Origin of the sequence: Arenicella sp. 4NH20-0111, assembly GCF_040366405.1 — a bacterium.
Taxonomy (GTDB): domain Bacteria; phylum Pseudomonadota; class Gammaproteobacteria; order Arenicellales; family Arenicellaceae; genus Arenicella.
In genome coordinates, this window is record NZ_BAABWF010000002.1 from 160,290 (window position 1) to 176,075 (window position 15,786).

Consider the following 15,786-nt stretch of genomic DNA (forward strand, 5'->3'; position numbering starts at 1 on the left):
AAGCTTAACGTTGGCGAATTTCGCTGGGAAAAACTGAGGATATATGAGAATTGTAATTCTTGAAGATGACAGGGATCAAGCTGATTTACTAGTGGCTTGGCTGGAAGAAGCAGGACACCAGTGTGCTGTGTATGGTGATGGCAATGCGTTCATCAGAGCCTACAATCAAGATAGTTATGATATCGTGTTGCTTGACTGGATGGTTCCTAATCTTTCTGGTTTAGAAGTGCTGAAGCATTTGCGATCACATTTGGATAATATTGTCCCCGTGGTGTTTATCACCCAGCGCGATGCAGAAGAAGACATTGTAAAGGCCCTAGAGGCCGGCGCAGACGACTATATGACTAAGCCTGTACGCCACCGTGAGACCATGGCAAGAGTTAATTCCATTGCACGTCGCATGGGGTTTGGAGATGATAACACTTCAGAAAATTACGACTTTCCACCGTATAAGCTAGATACAAAGCTGCGCCACGTCAGTGTCAATGATGATTTAGTTGAAATGACGCAAAAGGAATATGAATTAACTCTGTTTTTGTTCAAGAATTTAGGCCGAGTAATTTCTCGCGGTCATTTGTTGGAAATGGTATGGGGTACTAGTTCAAAGCTCAATACCAGAACGGTCGATACGCACATCAGTCGGCTGCGTACCAAGTTAAAGATTGAAGCCCAAGATAATTGGCAGCTAACTTCTGTCTATCGTCACGGCTATCGACTTGAACAAATTTAGCAAGAAAATAGATAGGAGAGACTATGTCTGACTCGAATAAGAAAAAATCGGCTGATATTATTAATCCAGGCTTGGGTGATATTGAAAAAGTCAGGGATATTTTATTTGGTAAATATGTATCGAGTTTTGAAAATCGATTTGCTCAATTGGAAAAGCGTCTGGAAGCTGACGTAGAAGCTCTCAAGGATAGGCTGAGCAATAAAATCGAATCGATGGACGAGGCCGTCAATCAGTCTCTTAAACGATTGGATGGGCAGATTGATAATGAAAAGGCCAATAGAGACGCTGAGTTGAAGTCATTGCAGAACGCTCTTTCTGATGCCGAGACTGCGCTCCAACATGCCATAGCCTCGATGGAAGATCAGGCTAACCAAGACCTTGCATCCGTAAGGTTATCGTTGGAGGAAAGTCATCAGGAATTGCTGGATCAAACGTTGTCAGTTCAAGCTCAGATGGTTGGAGAGCTAGAGGCTCAAAAGCAAGAATTGGAAGGGGATAAAGTGGGGCGACAGGCGCTCGCTCTTATGCTGGATGAAGTTGCTGTTAAGCTACGAACTAGTTAGCTTCGCAGGAAGCCGGAATCATCAATGAATCAGCTGGACGAACTCCGAGATATTATTGTTGGAGATAGCTCCGAACAGCTAGCCGAACTCAAAGAACGTATTGAAAACGTTGAGCAGAGAACCAGCGACGTGGCTGAAGTTCTCTCGCCCGCAATTGATAAAGAGGTTCGGTCTGGAAACCCAACACTGGCAATAGCACTACAAAAGCCGGTCTCGTTAGGGCTTAAGCGAGCAATCCGCTCAGAGCCCGAAGAATACGCTGAAATTCTCTATCCAGTAATGGCTCCATCGATTCGAAGAGCCATCGCGCAAGCGATTAGTTCGATGATGGTGACCATCAATAGGACGATTGAGTCAGCAACCACGGTACAAGGCTTGAGCCTTCGCTATCAGTCTCTGAGAAGCGGAATACCGTACGGTGAGTTAGCGCTTAGAAAGTCGTTACTTTATCGTGTGGAGCATGTGTATTTGATACATCGTGACACAGGAATGGCAATAGAGTCGGTTCATGGCGACGACAAAAATTTACTCGACACAGATGCCATTGGGGCGATGTTTTCGGCGATACAGAGTTTTGTTCAAGAGTCTTTTTCTCAGGATGATTCAGGTCGACTAACGGATTTAAAGGTTGGCGATCAAAACGTCTGGGTCGCGCACGGTCCAAAAGCGATGTTAGCCTGTGTGATTAGAGGCGAGGCTCCGGTTTCTCTTAAACGTGAATTGTATGACACCTTAGACGCTGTTCGAACTGGGTTTGGCAATGCGATTGTCGATTTTGACGGTGACTGCAGCGCTTTTGACGGCGTCGATGAGTTATTGCAGCCTCTTTTGTTAAGCGAATTAAAAGATAACTTAACGGCCAATTCAAAAGGGTCATCGTCCAAGAACCAATCGTGGGGGCCATTAATCCTCGGTTTTTTCTGTTTGGCGATGGCCTTGTACTTTGCGTTTCAGTTCTTTATTAATAGCTCAAAGGTGTCAACGGTAGAGCATTTTTTGAGAGAAACGCCAGGCGTAGCAACAACAGCTCTTTATTGGTCAGATGGAAAGTTGGTTGTAGAAGGGCTTCAAGATCCCGACGCAGTTATTCCTTATGAAACTCTTAAGTCATATGATATTCACCAAGAGGATTTGGAATTTAATATGATTCCCTTTCGTTCTCTAGAGTTGGACATGGAATTGCAGCGATTTCGAACGGAATTGTCGTTACCACGAGGAGTTTATCTCTCGGTTAGAAATAATAAAATTGAACTGTACGGAAAGTCGCCATTGAGGTGGCTGTTAGAGAATGATGTTCGTATTCGACAACTTGCGGCCGATCGACGCTTATCAATCGCCGAGTTATCGCCGAGTTTAGTGTCTGTCTCGGATATTTTGATTTCCTCTTTTCCCAGAGACATTTTGCGCACGCTAAGTATGTCTGAAGTGGTTCGAGATGAGCGCACGGTGCTTGAGATTGGGGGGCAAATGGATGCCGTTAACCTTGCTTTGTTACAAGCTATGTTTGCAGGGAATCGGTGGGTTATGGTCACCGCATCTGCACGGTAAATAAAGGATTTTGATGGCATGAAGAAGAAAAAAATCTGTATGGTCGGCGACTTTTCTGTCGGCAAAACAAGTCTTACGCAAAAATTTGTAAACAATGTGTTTTCAGATAAGTATCTTACAACCGTTGGCGTTAAGATCGACACAGTAGAAGTGATGGACACGAAGCTGGTTGTTTGGGATGTTGCGGGTCGAGATTCGTTGTCACCAATTAATGCAAGTTACTTAGTAGGCGCGGCTGGCGTGATATTGGTTGCTGACGGTACGCGTAAATCAACGGTCGAGGGCTTGCATGAAATTTGGGACACAGTTGCAGGCCGAATTGGCGAGGTGCCATGTGTTGTTGCTTTAAATAAAGCAGATTTAGATGACTGGAATGTTGACGAAGGTAAGATTAATGACTTTAAAAATAGAGGTTGGAGTGTGTTTGAGTCCAGTGCTAAGGACGGCATTGCTGTTGAAGCCCTGTTCAACGCATTGGTCGAGAAGTTGTAGCCAAACTCCTCTCTGTAGTGTTAAGGAAGTTTTCTAGGGTCGTGTCAATCAATCAAACTCAAAATACGATAAACAAGCAGCTGGTTAGTAAGCTGCAGCTCGCTTATTTTGCGGTCGACCCTCAAATGAACGTTTGCGCGTGTTCCTCAAACCTTACAGATTATGGGTTTCCTCAGCTTGAATGTGGAGAGCCTATCGATGATCAGATTGATTTTATGATAGGCCTGGATGCCGAGACCGAACTCGATTTGCCTGTCATGAGTAGCCCGTCTGGGATCCCGATCAGTATTAATATGATGCCCAGCGATGACCAACTAACCGTTCTTATTTCCAATGCCTCTGTGGCAACAGAGCAGCGGCAGATGTTGCAGCAAGCGGCTAATGAGAATGAGTTATTGGTCGAAAAACAGAAAAAACTAATGTTCGACTTAGAGACTGCCTCAATCGAGTTAGAAAAAAAGAATACAGAATTGGAGGAAGCCTCAAGGCTGCAAACGAGTTTTCTTTCAGGCGTGTCGCATGAGTTTAGAACACCATTGACCTCCATTATCGGGTATACCAATTTGGTGCAAAAAGGGATTGAGCAGATGAGCCGCCAAATAGCCTCTAGAATTGCCAAACAAGACAGCTTTAGCTATCTAAACGCCGTACAGCGCTCGAGTAAGCACTTACTTTCTTTGGTTGAAAATCTACTTGATCATGGAAAGCTTGATTCAGATGAAATTTTCATTCACCCAAAGCCCACTGACCTTGCTGAGTTGTTTGATGACGTGGAGCTGTTACTTGCGCCACTGAGTCAAACGAAAGACATCGAACTTAACGTTGCTTTTGCTTCGTCTGAAGGTAATTACGTCATCTTAGACGATTCCAGGCTTCGTCAATGCTTGATAAATTTGGTGGGTAATGCAATTAAATTCACGGACGTCGGTGGAGTAGAACTGTTGGCTCACCTTGATAACGAGGAGCTAAGAATCCAGGTCAAAGACACTGGTATGGGAATTAGTGCAGATAATCTCGAAAAAATTCGCCTGCCGTTTTATCAGGTGGCCGATACTGGTAAAGTGGGAACAGGTTTAGGCCTGACCATTACTGAAAGAATCATAGATTTAATGGGCGGGGAGTTGGCAATAGAGTCTGAAGTAGGCAGCGGTACTACAGTGAGATTTTCTATGCCTGCGCCTCAGGCCCCTCAAGAAGAACATTTTTCAAATCTTGCTGCGGAGTCGAACGATAGTTTAAAGGTGCTGCTCGCAGAGGATGATAGTGATATAGCCGATTTAGTAACGATGATGCTTATGGAACGTGGCGTTAATGTTACCAGGGTAGCGAATGGCGCTCTGGCAGTCGAAGCGCTGCATAACGATAAATTCGATCTGGTGTTGATGGATATCCACATGCCGATTATGACTGGGTATGAAGCTATTGCTGAGTTGAATAAAGCGAATATTAAAACGCCGGTGGTGGTGATGAGTGCATCAGGTATCGAGGCTGATCAGAAGAAGGCGGTGGATCTTGGGTGTGCAGCGTATTTAGTTAAGCCTGTTTCGGTAGATGAAATCATCGCGGTAGCAAAAACGGTTATGATTGATGATTAAATCATCATAGCCACAGTTAATGAGAGCTTTAGTATTCAAATCCCAGCGTGTATTTTAACCAAATAGAAAGAAAGTAATTCATGACCGACTCTCCACAAATTCAAGAAATTAAAGCCCGTTACAAAGCGAGTTTCCCTGAAAAGGCCAATATGTTATCCGGCTTTATGAGAGTTGTGTCGACCGGCGGGGAGCTGACTATTTTGCGCGAGGAGTTGCATAAACTCGCGGGGTCATCTGGGATGTACAGCTACGATGATATTTCAAGCCTGTGTCGTAAGGCGATGCAGAGTATTGATAACGACCAGTTAGAGAACCTGCACAACGAATTGTCGCAACTCATTAACTTGGTTGAACAATCCTGATTTCAGCTACTGTAAAGGTAGTCCAACTTAATTTTCAGAATAGGGGAGTTCCATGCGCTGGAGAGGCCGTCGTCAAAGTTCAAATGTAGAAGACCGTAGAGGTCAAGGTATGCTACGAAGCAAGCGTGGAGCCGGGGGGGGCGCCATGATTTTACTGGTTCTGGCTGGATTGTTTTTCGGTGAGGATGTGCAAAAGGTATTGTCTCTTTTTGTGGGCAATGGGCAGGTGTCTCAGCAATCACAACCAACAACAACTCAGGCATCAAATGATCAAAATAAGCAGTTTGTGAGCACGATTCTTGCTGAAACTGAAGATACTTGGAATGCCGTCTTTGCCGAGTCTGGCTCATCATATCAAGCACCCAAACTGGTCTTATATGAGGGTCGAACGCCAACAGCTTGTGGTGTCGGGCAAGCTGCATCAGGTCCATTTTATTGCCCTGGTGATTATAAAATTTATATTGATTTAAGTTTTATGAATGAACTAAAGAAAATGGGCGCGCCTGGCGATTTCGCGTTTGCTTACGTGATTGCGCATGAAGTTGGGCATCATATTCAAAATCTCATCGGCGTGGCTAGTGATGTGCGGCAAAAGCAGGCTCGGGCAAGCAAAGCGGTTGCAAACGGCCTTTCGGTGAAAATGGAATTGCAGGCTGACTGCTTGGCGGGCATCTGGATTAATCACACAGAACGCCGTTCCAGCATATTGGAGCAAGGCGATATAGAAGAGGGTTTTAGTGCCGCCGCCGCTGTGGGCGATGATACGATAATGTCAAGAGCTGGTATGCCGCCACGACGTGAAAATTTCACGCACGGCAGCTCTAAAGAGAGGATGCACTGGTTTCAGCAAGGTATGAAAACAGGATCGATTAATTCCTGTCAAACGTTTGACTAAGGCTTCTTTTGAGTTTGTAGGGATTTTCGATATATCACTACAAACTCTTGTTTTTTTGCTGACTATTCTTTCAAGCTAAGGGCGCACTATCGCTGTTCTAAGGGATAAGGCTGTTGCTTCGAAACCTCAAGTCTCGGCCCATTTTCAACCGTTAATCCGTTGTTGATATTATCAACTCTCAGAACCGCCGTGATGTGTTGGTTTGCCTGTTGACTCGACGCCTCGCTGTTGGCCACATTGCCCACAACTTTACCATCATCGTCAACAACTTTGGCTCCGATTATTGCTAGCTTGTCTGACAACACCTTGCACACAAACATTCTCTGCTTTAGTTTGCCCAAATACTTCATTCGGGCAATGATTTCTTGGCCAGTGTAACAACCTTTCTTGAAGCTGATCCCGTTTAATAGATCTAAATTTAGCATTTGAGGAATAAAAAGCTCGCTGCTCAGATTCGACACTCTAGGGAGGCATTCCTGGATGTCGAAGAACAACCAGTTTTTCGCTTTTTCGTCTTCGCCTGAGTACAAGCTTTGAAAACCGCCTTTAAAATCAATTGCAATCGCGCGGCCACCCAGGTGCAAAAACCAAGTGTCTTGAGTGATCGTCGCTGTGTGTTTATCTTGGCCAGTTGAAAGCTCTACATGTGTGGATGACACGATCTCCGACTCAAAAACGCCCAAGATGTCAACATCGACATCTTCAAAAGTCACCTGGCTGCGCATGACGTACATCTTGAGACGTTTTAAGACCGACTCTTTGACGCTTTCCTCTAACAGCAAAAATATATCGTCATTTGAGCGCCAGACCAAGAACACGGCGAGTGCTCTGCCTTTTGGGGTGCAATAGGCAGAGTAGTGCCAGTCTTCTTTGAGTGCGGTTATGTCATTGGTCAGCTGTCCTTGCAAAAAAGTAGTGGCGTCACGGCCAGTCACCTTTACAAGTTTTAAATGAGAAAGTTTTTCCATAGGTCGCGCCTGCGCGTCTGTGAATTCAAGGTAGCCATGCATGCTATCATTGGCGTTGGTAAAAATCATGAGCTATACGGTGTGTGAAATGCAAAAAACGAAAGAGAAACCCGGTTCAATCAAGGTGGAAGCCGATCCTGGTTTAAAAAGTGGCGACGTCGACCTCAAAAAAAGTGGAGAAGAGGTTGTTACGAACTCCGAAAAGGAAATTGGTGGAGCCAAAGGGCTTGAGCCAACCCGGTATGGTGATTGGGAGTCAAAGGGACGTTGTTACGACTTTTAGATGTTGCTAGTTGAGAACCGTTCTTAAATAGCGCGCAAATTGAGATAATTCTGATAAATAAACGTTATTTAGAGCGCAGATTACACACCCGTAATGCGTGAGTTAGGGTAAAATGCGCCCAGTTTGGCGAACATGCCTTTTTACGATTGCGAGCTAAACCTGAGACTTCTATCCACGATTCACATTGAGTACTTCGGATATGCAAAAAGAAAGACCCTTATCCCCACACCTTCAGGTCTATCGACCTCAAATGACTTCGATGCTGTCAATATTGCATCGCGGTTCAGGCGTTTTCCTAGCCTTAGGAGCACCCTTGTTGGTGTATTGGCTGATGAAACTCGCCGCAGGCCCAACGGAATACATTGCGCTTCAAGAGTGTTTCAGTCACTGGTTCGTTCAACTGTGCTTGCTTGGTTGGACCTTTGCCATGTTTTATCATCTATGCAATGGTATCCGTCATCTTTTCTGGGATATCGGTAAAGGATTTGACTTAGAAAATCTACACAAATCAGGCTATGCGGTCCTAATATCTTCAACGATTTTGACCGTGATTACCGTCGTTACTGCTTTATCAGGAGGAGCCTAATGAATTTACGAAGCCCACGTTCCGAGGCAATCGGACTAGGTTCTGCTAAGCACGGGTTCTCACATTGGTGGTGGCAACGTGTAACTGCGATAGCTTTGGTTCCACTGTGCTTGTGGTTCGTCTACTCAATATTATGTTTGATGAACGGTGGCTACGATGTCGCCACGGCTTGGCTGAGTTCGCCACTCAACGCGACGCTAATGTTAGTGTTCGTGCTTGCGATGTTGTTTCATGCTCAGACAGGCCTTCAGGTCGTGATTGAGGACTATGTCCACACAAAGTGGATGAATCTGACTTTATTATTAATCGTTAAATTTTCAGCTGCAGTGTTGGCGGTTTTAGCGACTATTTCTGTCTTAAAAGTTGCTTTAGGAGGCTAATGCAGTGAAAGGCGATTACAAAATTATAGACCACTCATTTGATGTTGTTGTGGTAGGTGCTGGTGGTGCTGGATTACGTGCTACTTTCGGGATGGCCGCGGCAGGTCTTTCAACGGCATGCCTAACCAAGGTTTTTCCGACTCGTTCGCATACCGTCGCTGCCCAAGGTGGCATGTCGGCGGCCCTCGGAAACATGGGGGAAGATGACTGGCGATTTCATATGTATGACACGGTCAAAGGCTCTGATTGGTTAGGGGATCAAGATGCAATTGAGTATATGTGTCGTAACGCGCCAGCGGCTGTTTATGAGTTGGAACATTACGGAGTCCCGTTCTCTCGTACCGAAGAAGGAAAAATCTATCAACGCGCTTTTGGTGGAATGACCACGCATTATGGCGAGGGTCAAGCCATGCGAACGTGTGCGGCTGCGGATAGAACAGGGCATGCCATACTGCACACGCTTTATCAGCAAGCGCTTAAGCATGATGCGCAATTTTTCATTGAATTCTTCGCGCTTGATTTAATAATGGAGGATGGCGAATGTCGTGGCGTTATCGCGATAGACATGGCAACTGGCATTATCCATCGTTATCGAGCTAAGCAGGTTGTTCTCGCTACTGGGGGATACGGCAGAGCGTATTTCTCTGCTACGTCGGCTCATACCTGTACTGGCGATGGTAATGCGATGGTGCTCAGAGCTGGATTGCCATTACAAGACATGGAGTTTGTACAGTTTCATCCTACCGGTATTTACGGTGCAGGATGCTTGATTACTGAAGGCGCGCGTGGTGAAGGTGGCTATTTAACAAACTCCGAAGGTGAGAGATTCATGGAGCGCTATGCTCCTAATGCCAAAGACTTGGCATCCCGAGATGTTGTTTCTAGGTCAATGACGATAGAGATTAATGAAGGCCGCGGAGTTGGCCCTGATGCGGATCATATCTACCTGCATTTAGAGCATCTTGGAGCGGAACTGCTTGAAGAAAGGCTGCCAGGTATTTCCGAGTCTGCACAGATTTTTGCCGGAGTCGACGTCACGAAAGAGCCGATTCCTGTGTTGCCCACCGTCCACTACAATATGGGCGGTATCCCGACGAATTACCATGGCGAAGTCGTAACACTAAAAGAGGGTAACCCAGATAGTGTTGTGCCAGGTTTGATGGCGATTGGAGAGGCAGCTTGTGTGTCGGTGCATGGTGCAAATAGATTAGGGTCTAACTCTCTTCTTGATTTGATTGTGTTCGGTCGTGCAGCAGCGCTAAGAGCGAAAGAAACAGTTGACCCCAGTGAGCCAATGCCAAGTATTTCTGAGAACGCTGGTGAAGCCACTCTGGAGCGGCTTGATAAGTTACGGTTTGCCGATGGTTCAAAGTCAACGGCTGAAATACGCTTGGAAATGCAGCGCACAATGCAGGCACACTGTGCGGTTTTTCGTACTGGTGAAGTGATGGGGCAAGGGGTCGAAAAGCTCGCTGCCACAGCTGCATCGTTTTCGGATGTTAAAACTTCAGATAGAGGTCTGATCTGGAACACCGATCTAATCGAGACTTTGGAGTTGGAAAATTTATTGAGCCAGGCTGTGGTTACCATAAACTCGGCGGCAAACCGCGATGAGAGTCGCGGAGCGCATGCCCGAGATGACATAGAAGATCGTGATGATGAAAACTGGATGAAACATACATTGACCTGGTGTGATGAAAATCACAATACCAAAATCGATTATCGGCCGGTTCATGATTACACCATGACTGATGAAGTTGAATACGTGAAACCGAAACCTCGTGTTTATTAACGGTTGGGAGAATAGAAATGGCGGAATTTAGTTTACCTAAAAATTCAAAGGTCAAAAAAGGCAAGCACTATCCAGCACCTGAAGGTGCTGGCAATGTTAGAACATTCAGCATTTATCGTTGGTCGCCGGATGACGATCAAAATCCGCATGTTGATACGTACGATGTTGATATGGACAACTGTGGTCCAATGGTTTTGGATGCTCTCATAAAGATTAAAAATGAGGTTGATCCTAGCCTTACTTTTCGACGCTCTTGCCGTGAAGGAATCTGTGGCTCCTGTGCCATGAATATCGATGGTACAAACACCTTAGCTTGCACAAAGTCTATTGAAGAGTGTGCCGGAGGCAAGAAAGATGTAAAGGTATATCCATTGCCGCATATGTCGGTGGTTAAGGACTTAGTGCCAGACATGACGCACTTTTACGCGCAATATGCATCCGTTGAGCCTTGGTTAAAGACTAAAACCCCGGTGTCTCAATCAGCTGAGAGGCTTCAATCAAAAGAAGATCGTGAGAAATTGGACGGTCTTTATGAATGCATTCTATGTGCATGTTGCTCAACATCATGTCCTAGTTATTGGTGGAACAGCGATAAGTATTTGGGCCCAGCGATTTTGCTCCAATCTTATCGTTGGTTGGCAGACAGTCGCGATGAAGCTACCGGTGAGCGACTTGATGAGCTAGAGGATCCCTTCAAACTGTATCGTTGCCATACCATCATGAATTGCACGAACACGTGTCCTAAGGGCTTAAACCCCGGTAAGGCTATCGGTGAAATAAAGAAACTGATTGCAGAGCGTTCGCTCTAAGATTTCGATAGTCGGACGAGGCTTACATGGGCAGCACAATGTTAACTGAGACTCAGCTGCATTGGCGCTGCCGTCGTGGTGTGCGCGAGCTGGACGTATTGTTCACTCGTTTTTTGCAGAATCACTACTCAGATCTGAGCGTTGAGGAGCAAAAGGTTTTTCAGGAGATGCTCGAAGTGCAGGACCCAATCATCATGGATTGGTTGTTCGGTAGATACCAAGCCGATAGCGTGGCCATGCAGAATTTGGTCGAGAAATTAAAAGGAATCTCAGGCTTGTCAGAGCCTTAGAAGCGATCGTCGAGGATTATCTATTTTCAATAAGAGGAACGTCATTCTAAACCGTTTTTATCGTTTGTGATTGAATGTCAGGCTTGAACGCGCATGGTTACACCCTCGTTGCAGGCTAATAACTTCTTTGTTAGTGTTTGACACACCCAAACTCTAACTCAGGCGCTTTGTCTGACATGCTTATGAACAGTCTAAGAAATAGAATTCCTGTCCCTATATGGTCTCAAGGTCGAATTGCTTCCATATTGTTTTTGTGTTTAATTTCGGTTGCTGCGCCGAAAATTGTGCACGCGCAGTCAATCGAAGACGTGCGTTGGAAGAGCGAAGCTCAGGTTGAGAAGCTGCTTGGTCAACCGCAACGAAAAACGTCTCCTGTAGGCACACACGCCTCCTATACTTTGTGGAAATACGACGGGTTTACCGTAGCGTTTGCTGATAGTAAGGCGTTTCACTTATTTAAAGATGACAGCTTAAATGAGTTGAAGCCAGGCGTCTCTGACCAATCTCTTTAGTCTCGATAGAGGTAAAGTTGGGTTAACGCCTTGGGTGGTCTGTTGGGAGAATGGGTGGGCCAGCCAAAATCTTCATGTAATGCGACTGCTTAATGCCGTTAGGTTTTCGCGGCATCGCACGCGTGCTTGGCGATGAGTTTTGAGAACATTGGCAGGAGTTCTTTGGGAAGGTCGTGTCCCATGCCGTCAATTAACTCTAATTTCGCATTTCTGATGTTGTGAGCCGTATCTAGGCCGCCTTCAACGGGGACTAATACGTCAGCTTTCCCATGAATTACTAGTGTGGGGCAGGCAATTTTTCTTAGTATTCCTCGCCTATCTCCAGACTCCATTATTGCCGCGACTTGGTTTCTGTAGCCCGTTGGATATGAAGAGCGCTCAACGGAGCGTAAGATCTTATGAGTCAATTCTTCTTTGCTCGGGGGGTAGGCTGGGCTGCCAATTAGCGCCCAGGTTTTTAATGCATGATCTAAATAGGCATCCCTATTGGCTATGCTGGGGCGAGTCATCATTTGTCTTACCACCTTGAGTGGAGTTTGGGGTAAGTTGGGTTTCCCGCTCGTTGACATAATTGATGTCAGAGATTGTGTTCGGTCTGGGTACTCGGCCGCGAGTAGTTGCGCAATCATCCCCCCCATCGAAGCACCAACCCAATGCGCAGCGTCTATTTCAAGAAAATCGAGCAATCCAATAGTGTCGCAAGCCATGTCCCGAAGTGTGTAAGGTGCATTTATCTTTAATCCCATTTTTTGACGAAGCAATAGTTTAAGCAGGTTAGTTTCTCTTTCCGTATCCACTTTTTGTGAAAGACCTATGTCTCGGTTATCAAAGCGGATAACCCTGAACCCGTTACTGGCAAGAGATTCACAAAAATCTTCAGGCCATGAGATCATTTGCGTTCCTAGGCCCATAATTAGGACGATGACGTTGCTGTTGTCGGTTCCAAATTCTTCGTAGCAGAAGCGTAGCCCATTGGCCATTAAGTACTTTTCAGGCATGAAATCAGTCTTTTGTTGTCTTTTTGGTGGTGGTCTTTTTTCTTCGTGTCGCGGTTTTTTTTCGGGTTGTTGTTCCCTTTGTTGCTTTCTTTGACTTTCGCTTCTTTATCGGCGACACCTTTTTTTCAGTTACTTTGGTTGCTGATTTGAGCAGTTCGTCAAAAGAGTTTTGTAAGCAAAGTGCGTAAAAGGCCGGATCTGGCATCATTTCTCTGCAGGAGCTGACAGAGATCGTAAACTTGCCACAATAACTGCCTAGCCCATGGAATAGCCCCATGCCATCAATAGGCGGTCCTAATGAAAAGTTGCTAAGCATTTTAGCGCCAGTGAAATACAATGGAACCTGTGGTCCGGGTACGTTTGTGATAACGCAGTTGTATGACGGTTTTATTCTGTTTGCCATTCCTAGTTTGCTGTACAAGCGTACGGCTGATGCAGTTAAGGTGCTGGGGATGAACTGAGAATAGTCAGTCATGGTCTTTGCTCCAACGGCATTTGTGAGCTCTTTTGCGTTAGAGGTGCCTTGATTGACTTTGAGTAGTCTTTCGATTGGATCGGAAATGTCACTTCTAACGCGGACGGTCATCTGAGCTACCTGATTACCGGCCGTGCCTTCTTGATCGCGAGTTCTGACATTGACTGGAGCCATGGCTACCAATGATCTTTGCGGTAACTCGTCCTTGCTTTCCAAGTACTTTCGAAGTGCTCCTCCGCAAATGGCTAGAGCGACATCATTGACGGTGATATTGGGTAGGGAGTTTTTGATCGACTTTATGTCACTGAAATTGAATTCAACAGCATCAAAAACCCGATGCGGAGAAACGTTAGTATTAAAACGAGTGCGGGGAATGTCTGTGACTCTCTTGAGCTTTCCTCTCGCTAGCCCTGTGAGAGTTTTGGTTAAGCCTGGTATGGTGTTTTTAGCCACTTCAAAAACACGTAAAGGAGTCTTAATAGTGTTAATTTGCGAGCGCCAAATAAGTTCCATGTAGGAGGGCTCGCGATCGGTTTTGATTTCACTGGCCTCTGAGCTGTTGTCATGGTCGGGGCTTAGGTCATGAATTGCCGATGCTATTTCAACGCCTGAGGCGCCGTCTATCGCCGCATGATGCATTTTACTGACCAGGGCAAAACACCCAGGAGGGTAGCCCTCAATGTTATCTAGGCCTTCAATGATATACATTTCCCACAAAGGTCGAGCTCTGTCTAATGGGCGAGCATGAAGTCTCGATGCTTGAATGCACAGTTGACGCCAGTCTCCGGGTTTAGGTAGCGCGATGTGTCGTATGTGAAACTCGGGGTCAAATTTACCAGCAGATCGCCAATAGGGGTGGTCGAGCCGCATGGGAACCTCCACGAGGACTTCGTTCAGGCTGTCAACTCGGCCAGCGCGCTGAAGAACGTTTTCCATGATCTGCTTGAAGCCGACTGCGCCATCTGGAGCTGTGGATGGGTCGTAAATCGCAAGACCGCCAATGTGCATGGGTGAGTTTTGTGTTTCTAAGTAGAGAAATGAAGCATCAAGGCCTGTTAGTTGTTTCAAGAATTACTCCTTTTTTTGCTCATGATAACGCAGAAGTTTGTCTTTAGTCATACGGTAGGATCAATGCTTAGATTTCTTGCTTTTTTGCCAAAAATTCTTGTTGGTTATTGGGGGCTGTGGTATAAACGCGCCTCAACTTAAATCATCCGTTTATCACCATTGTTTACTGGGTGCTTTTAGTTGTTGTAAGTGTTTGATTTAAAAGAATGTAGGTGGTTATAGAAACTCACTCATTCTACACGCTGTTTGTTCAAGGTTGCCTTATGGCAGGCTGGGGCGGATTGCTAGAGGCAAATGCATCAATGACTGAGAGTTAGTGAACTAGATAGGGCGGATTTGTAATAACCCGTACAATTTGGAGTACATATGTCAAACGTTACTATGCGCCAGATGCTTGAAGCAGGCGTACACTTCGGCCATCAAACACGATACTGGTCACCTAAAATGCGTCCGTTTATTTTCGGAGAGCGCAACAAAATTCATATCATCAATCTAGAAAAAACATTGCCCATGTTCAATGACGCAATGAACTATGTCGGCCAAGTAGTTGGTAACGGCGGAAGTGTTCTGGTTGTTGGTACTAAACGTTCAGCTGGAAAGCTGGTGAAGGAAGCTGCAGAGCGAGCTGGTACACCTTACGTGAATCATCGCTGGTTGGGCGGAATGCTGACCAACTTCAAGACGGTCAAAAATTCAATTCGTCGATTGAAGGAGCTTGATACAGCGCTTGTTGAAGGCACGAACGCGAGATTGAATAAGAAAGAAGCACTTACTCAAGAGCGTGAAAGAATAAAGCTTGAGCGTAGCTTGGGCGGCATCAAAAACATGCAAGGCTTGCCAGATGCGTTGTTTGTGGTTGACGTGAAGTCTGAATATATTGCGGTTTCTGAAGCTAATAAGTTGGGAATTCCCGTCATCGCTGTGGTAGACACAAATTGTGTCCCTGACGGAGTAGATTACGTCATCCCTGGTAACGATGATGCTATTAGAGCTATCGATCTCTATACAAATGCGCTAGCTGACACAATTATTGAGGCGCGTGCAGCGGCTCAAATTCGCCCAGCGGTTTCAGAAGGTGACTCGAACGAGTACGTCGAAGTGGTAGAAGAAGCAGAGCCTGTTGCAGAAGCGGAAGCGGCTGTTGAAGAGGCTGCACCTGCCGCAGAGGTGGTTGCATCTGAAGGTGACAAGTTGACTGACATTAACGGCATTGGTCCGGTAATTGAAGGTAAGCTTAATGCGATGGGAATTACTACATTCAAGCAAATAGCTGAATTTTCCGCTGAAGATGTAGAGCGTATAGATGGCGAGTTGAATTTCAAAGGCCGTATAGAGCGAGAAGAGTGGATTTCCCAAGCGAAGGAAAAAGTTGCTTCTTAAGCTGTAATCGTTAAATGATATTTTGTTTCCCCTAGGCCGAGATACGTCACGGCTTAGGGT

Annotated in this window: 18 protein-coding genes; 15 read left to right on the forward strand and 3 right to left on the reverse strand. The window is 45.8% G+C overall.

The window, feature by feature from the left end:
- Positions 1-43 precede the first annotated feature (43 nt).
- The 7 genes from ABWW54_RS04720 (at position 44) to ypfJ (ending at position 6,185) form a co-directional block, all read left to right on the forward strand.
- A complete protein-coding gene (locus ABWW54_RS04720; RefSeq protein WP_353410671.1) occupies positions 44-730 on the forward strand; it encodes a response regulator transcription factor in 687 nt (228 codons plus the stop codon).
- Positions 731-753: 23 nt separating this feature from the next.
- Positions 754-1,293 carry a hypothetical protein gene (locus ABWW54_RS04725; RefSeq protein ID WP_353410673.1) on the forward strand — a complete coding sequence of 180 codons (540 nt, stop codon included), beginning with the start codon at positions 754-756 and terminating at the stop codon, positions 1,291-1,293.
- 24 nt (positions 1,294-1,317) lie between these two features.
- The gene (locus ABWW54_RS04730) at positions 1,318-2,841 is read left to right on the forward strand and encodes a hypothetical protein (protein ID WP_353410675.1); all 1,524 of its coding nucleotides are present in this window, start codon (positions 1,318-1,320) and stop codon (positions 2,839-2,841) included.
- Positions 2,842-2,859: 18 nt separating this feature from the next.
- Positions 2,860-3,333 (forward strand): Rab family GTPase, encoded by a 474-nt coding sequence (locus ABWW54_RS04735; protein WP_353410677.1) that lies wholly within the window; start codon positions 2,860-2,862, stop codon positions 3,331-3,333.
- A 41-nt stretch (positions 3,334-3,374) separates the two neighbouring features.
- Positions 3,375-4,928 (forward strand): hybrid sensor histidine kinase/response regulator, encoded by a 1,554-nt coding sequence (locus ABWW54_RS04740; RefSeq protein ID WP_353410679.1) that lies wholly within the window; start codon positions 3,375-3,377, stop codon positions 4,926-4,928.
- Between the two features lie 80 nt (positions 4,929-5,008).
- Positions 5,009-5,290 carry an Hpt domain-containing protein gene (locus tag ABWW54_RS04745; RefSeq protein WP_353410681.1) on the forward strand — a complete coding sequence of 94 codons (282 nt, stop codon included), beginning with the start codon at positions 5,009-5,011 and terminating at the stop codon, positions 5,288-5,290.
- Positions 5,291-5,342: 52 nt separating this feature from the next.
- The gene (ypfJ, locus tag ABWW54_RS04750; RefSeq protein WP_353410683.1) at positions 5,343-6,185 is read left to right on the forward strand and encodes a KPN_02809 family neutral zinc metallopeptidase; all 843 of its coding nucleotides are present in this window, start codon (positions 5,343-5,345) and stop codon (positions 6,183-6,185) included.
- A gap of 86 nt (positions 6,186-6,271) precedes the next feature.
- On the opposite strand, the gene ygfZ is transcribed toward ypfJ, so the two are convergent.
- On the reverse strand, positions 6,272-7,153 hold the full coding sequence (gene ygfZ / locus ABWW54_RS04755) for a CAF17-like 4Fe-4S cluster assembly/insertion protein YgfZ (RefSeq protein ID WP_353410685.1): 882 nt from the start codon (positions 7,151-7,153) through the stop codon (positions 6,272-6,274).
- 88 nt (positions 7,154-7,241) lie between these two features.
- Between ygfZ and ABWW54_RS04760 the strand changes: the two genes are divergently transcribed.
- The 7 genes from ABWW54_RS04760 (at position 7,242) to ABWW54_RS04790 (ending at position 11,805) form a co-directional block, all read left to right on the forward strand.
- Positions 7,242-7,436, forward strand: coding sequence for a DUF1674 domain-containing protein (locus tag ABWW54_RS04760; protein WP_353410687.1), 195 nt, complete (start codon positions 7,242-7,244; stop codon positions 7,434-7,436).
- 199 nt (positions 7,437-7,635) lie between these two features.
- Positions 7,636-8,022 (forward strand): succinate dehydrogenase, cytochrome b556 subunit, encoded by a 387-nt coding sequence (gene sdhC / locus ABWW54_RS04765; RefSeq protein ID WP_353410689.1) that lies wholly within the window; start codon positions 7,636-7,638, stop codon positions 8,020-8,022.
- The gene (gene sdhD, locus ABWW54_RS04770; RefSeq protein WP_353410691.1) at positions 8,022-8,402 is read left to right on the forward strand and encodes a succinate dehydrogenase, hydrophobic membrane anchor protein; all 381 of its coding nucleotides are present in this window, start codon (positions 8,022-8,024) and stop codon (positions 8,400-8,402) included. The genes sdhC and sdhD overlap by 1 nt, the downstream gene beginning before the upstream one ends.
- Before the next feature lie 4 nt (positions 8,403-8,406).
- A complete protein-coding gene (gene sdhA / locus ABWW54_RS04775) occupies positions 8,407-10,194 on the forward strand; it encodes a succinate dehydrogenase flavoprotein subunit (RefSeq protein WP_353410693.1) in 1,788 nt (595 codons plus the stop codon).
- 17 nt (positions 10,195-10,211) lie between these two features.
- The gene (locus ABWW54_RS04780; RefSeq protein WP_353410695.1) at positions 10,212-11,003 is read left to right on the forward strand and encodes a succinate dehydrogenase iron-sulfur subunit; all 792 of its coding nucleotides are present in this window, start codon (positions 10,212-10,214) and stop codon (positions 11,001-11,003) included.
- Between the two features lie 38 nt (positions 11,004-11,041).
- The gene (locus ABWW54_RS04785; protein WP_353410698.1) at positions 11,042-11,293 is read left to right on the forward strand and encodes an FAD assembly factor SdhE; all 252 of its coding nucleotides are present in this window, start codon (positions 11,042-11,044) and stop codon (positions 11,291-11,293) included.
- Positions 11,294-11,475: 182 nt separating this feature from the next.
- Positions 11,476-11,805 carry a hypothetical protein gene (locus tag ABWW54_RS04790; RefSeq protein WP_353410700.1) on the forward strand — a complete coding sequence of 110 codons (330 nt, stop codon included), beginning with the start codon at positions 11,476-11,478 and terminating at the stop codon, positions 11,803-11,805.
- Positions 11,806-11,903: 98 nt separating this feature from the next.
- On the opposite strand, the gene ABWW54_RS04795 is transcribed toward ABWW54_RS04790, so the two are convergent.
- Together ABWW54_RS04795 and ABWW54_RS04800 are read right to left on the reverse strand one after the other, a co-directional pair.
- Positions 11,904-12,803 carry an alpha/beta fold hydrolase gene (locus tag ABWW54_RS04795; RefSeq protein ID WP_353410702.1) on the reverse strand — a complete coding sequence of 300 codons (900 nt, stop codon included), beginning with the start codon at positions 12,801-12,803 and terminating at the stop codon, positions 11,904-11,906.
- A gap of 4 nt (positions 12,804-12,807) precedes the next feature.
- Entirely contained in the window at positions 12,808-14,346 is a 1,539-nt protein-coding gene (locus ABWW54_RS04800) for a WS/DGAT/MGAT family O-acyltransferase (RefSeq protein WP_353410704.1), read from the reverse strand.
- A 366-nt stretch (positions 14,347-14,712) separates the two neighbouring features.
- Between ABWW54_RS04800 and rpsB the strand changes: the two genes are divergently transcribed.
- Positions 14,713-15,726, forward strand: a complete 1,014-nt coding sequence (gene rpsB, locus ABWW54_RS04805) for a 30S ribosomal protein S2 (protein ID WP_502907760.1) — start codon at positions 14,713-14,715, stop codon at positions 15,724-15,726.
- Positions 15,727-15,786: the final 60 nt, after the last annotated feature.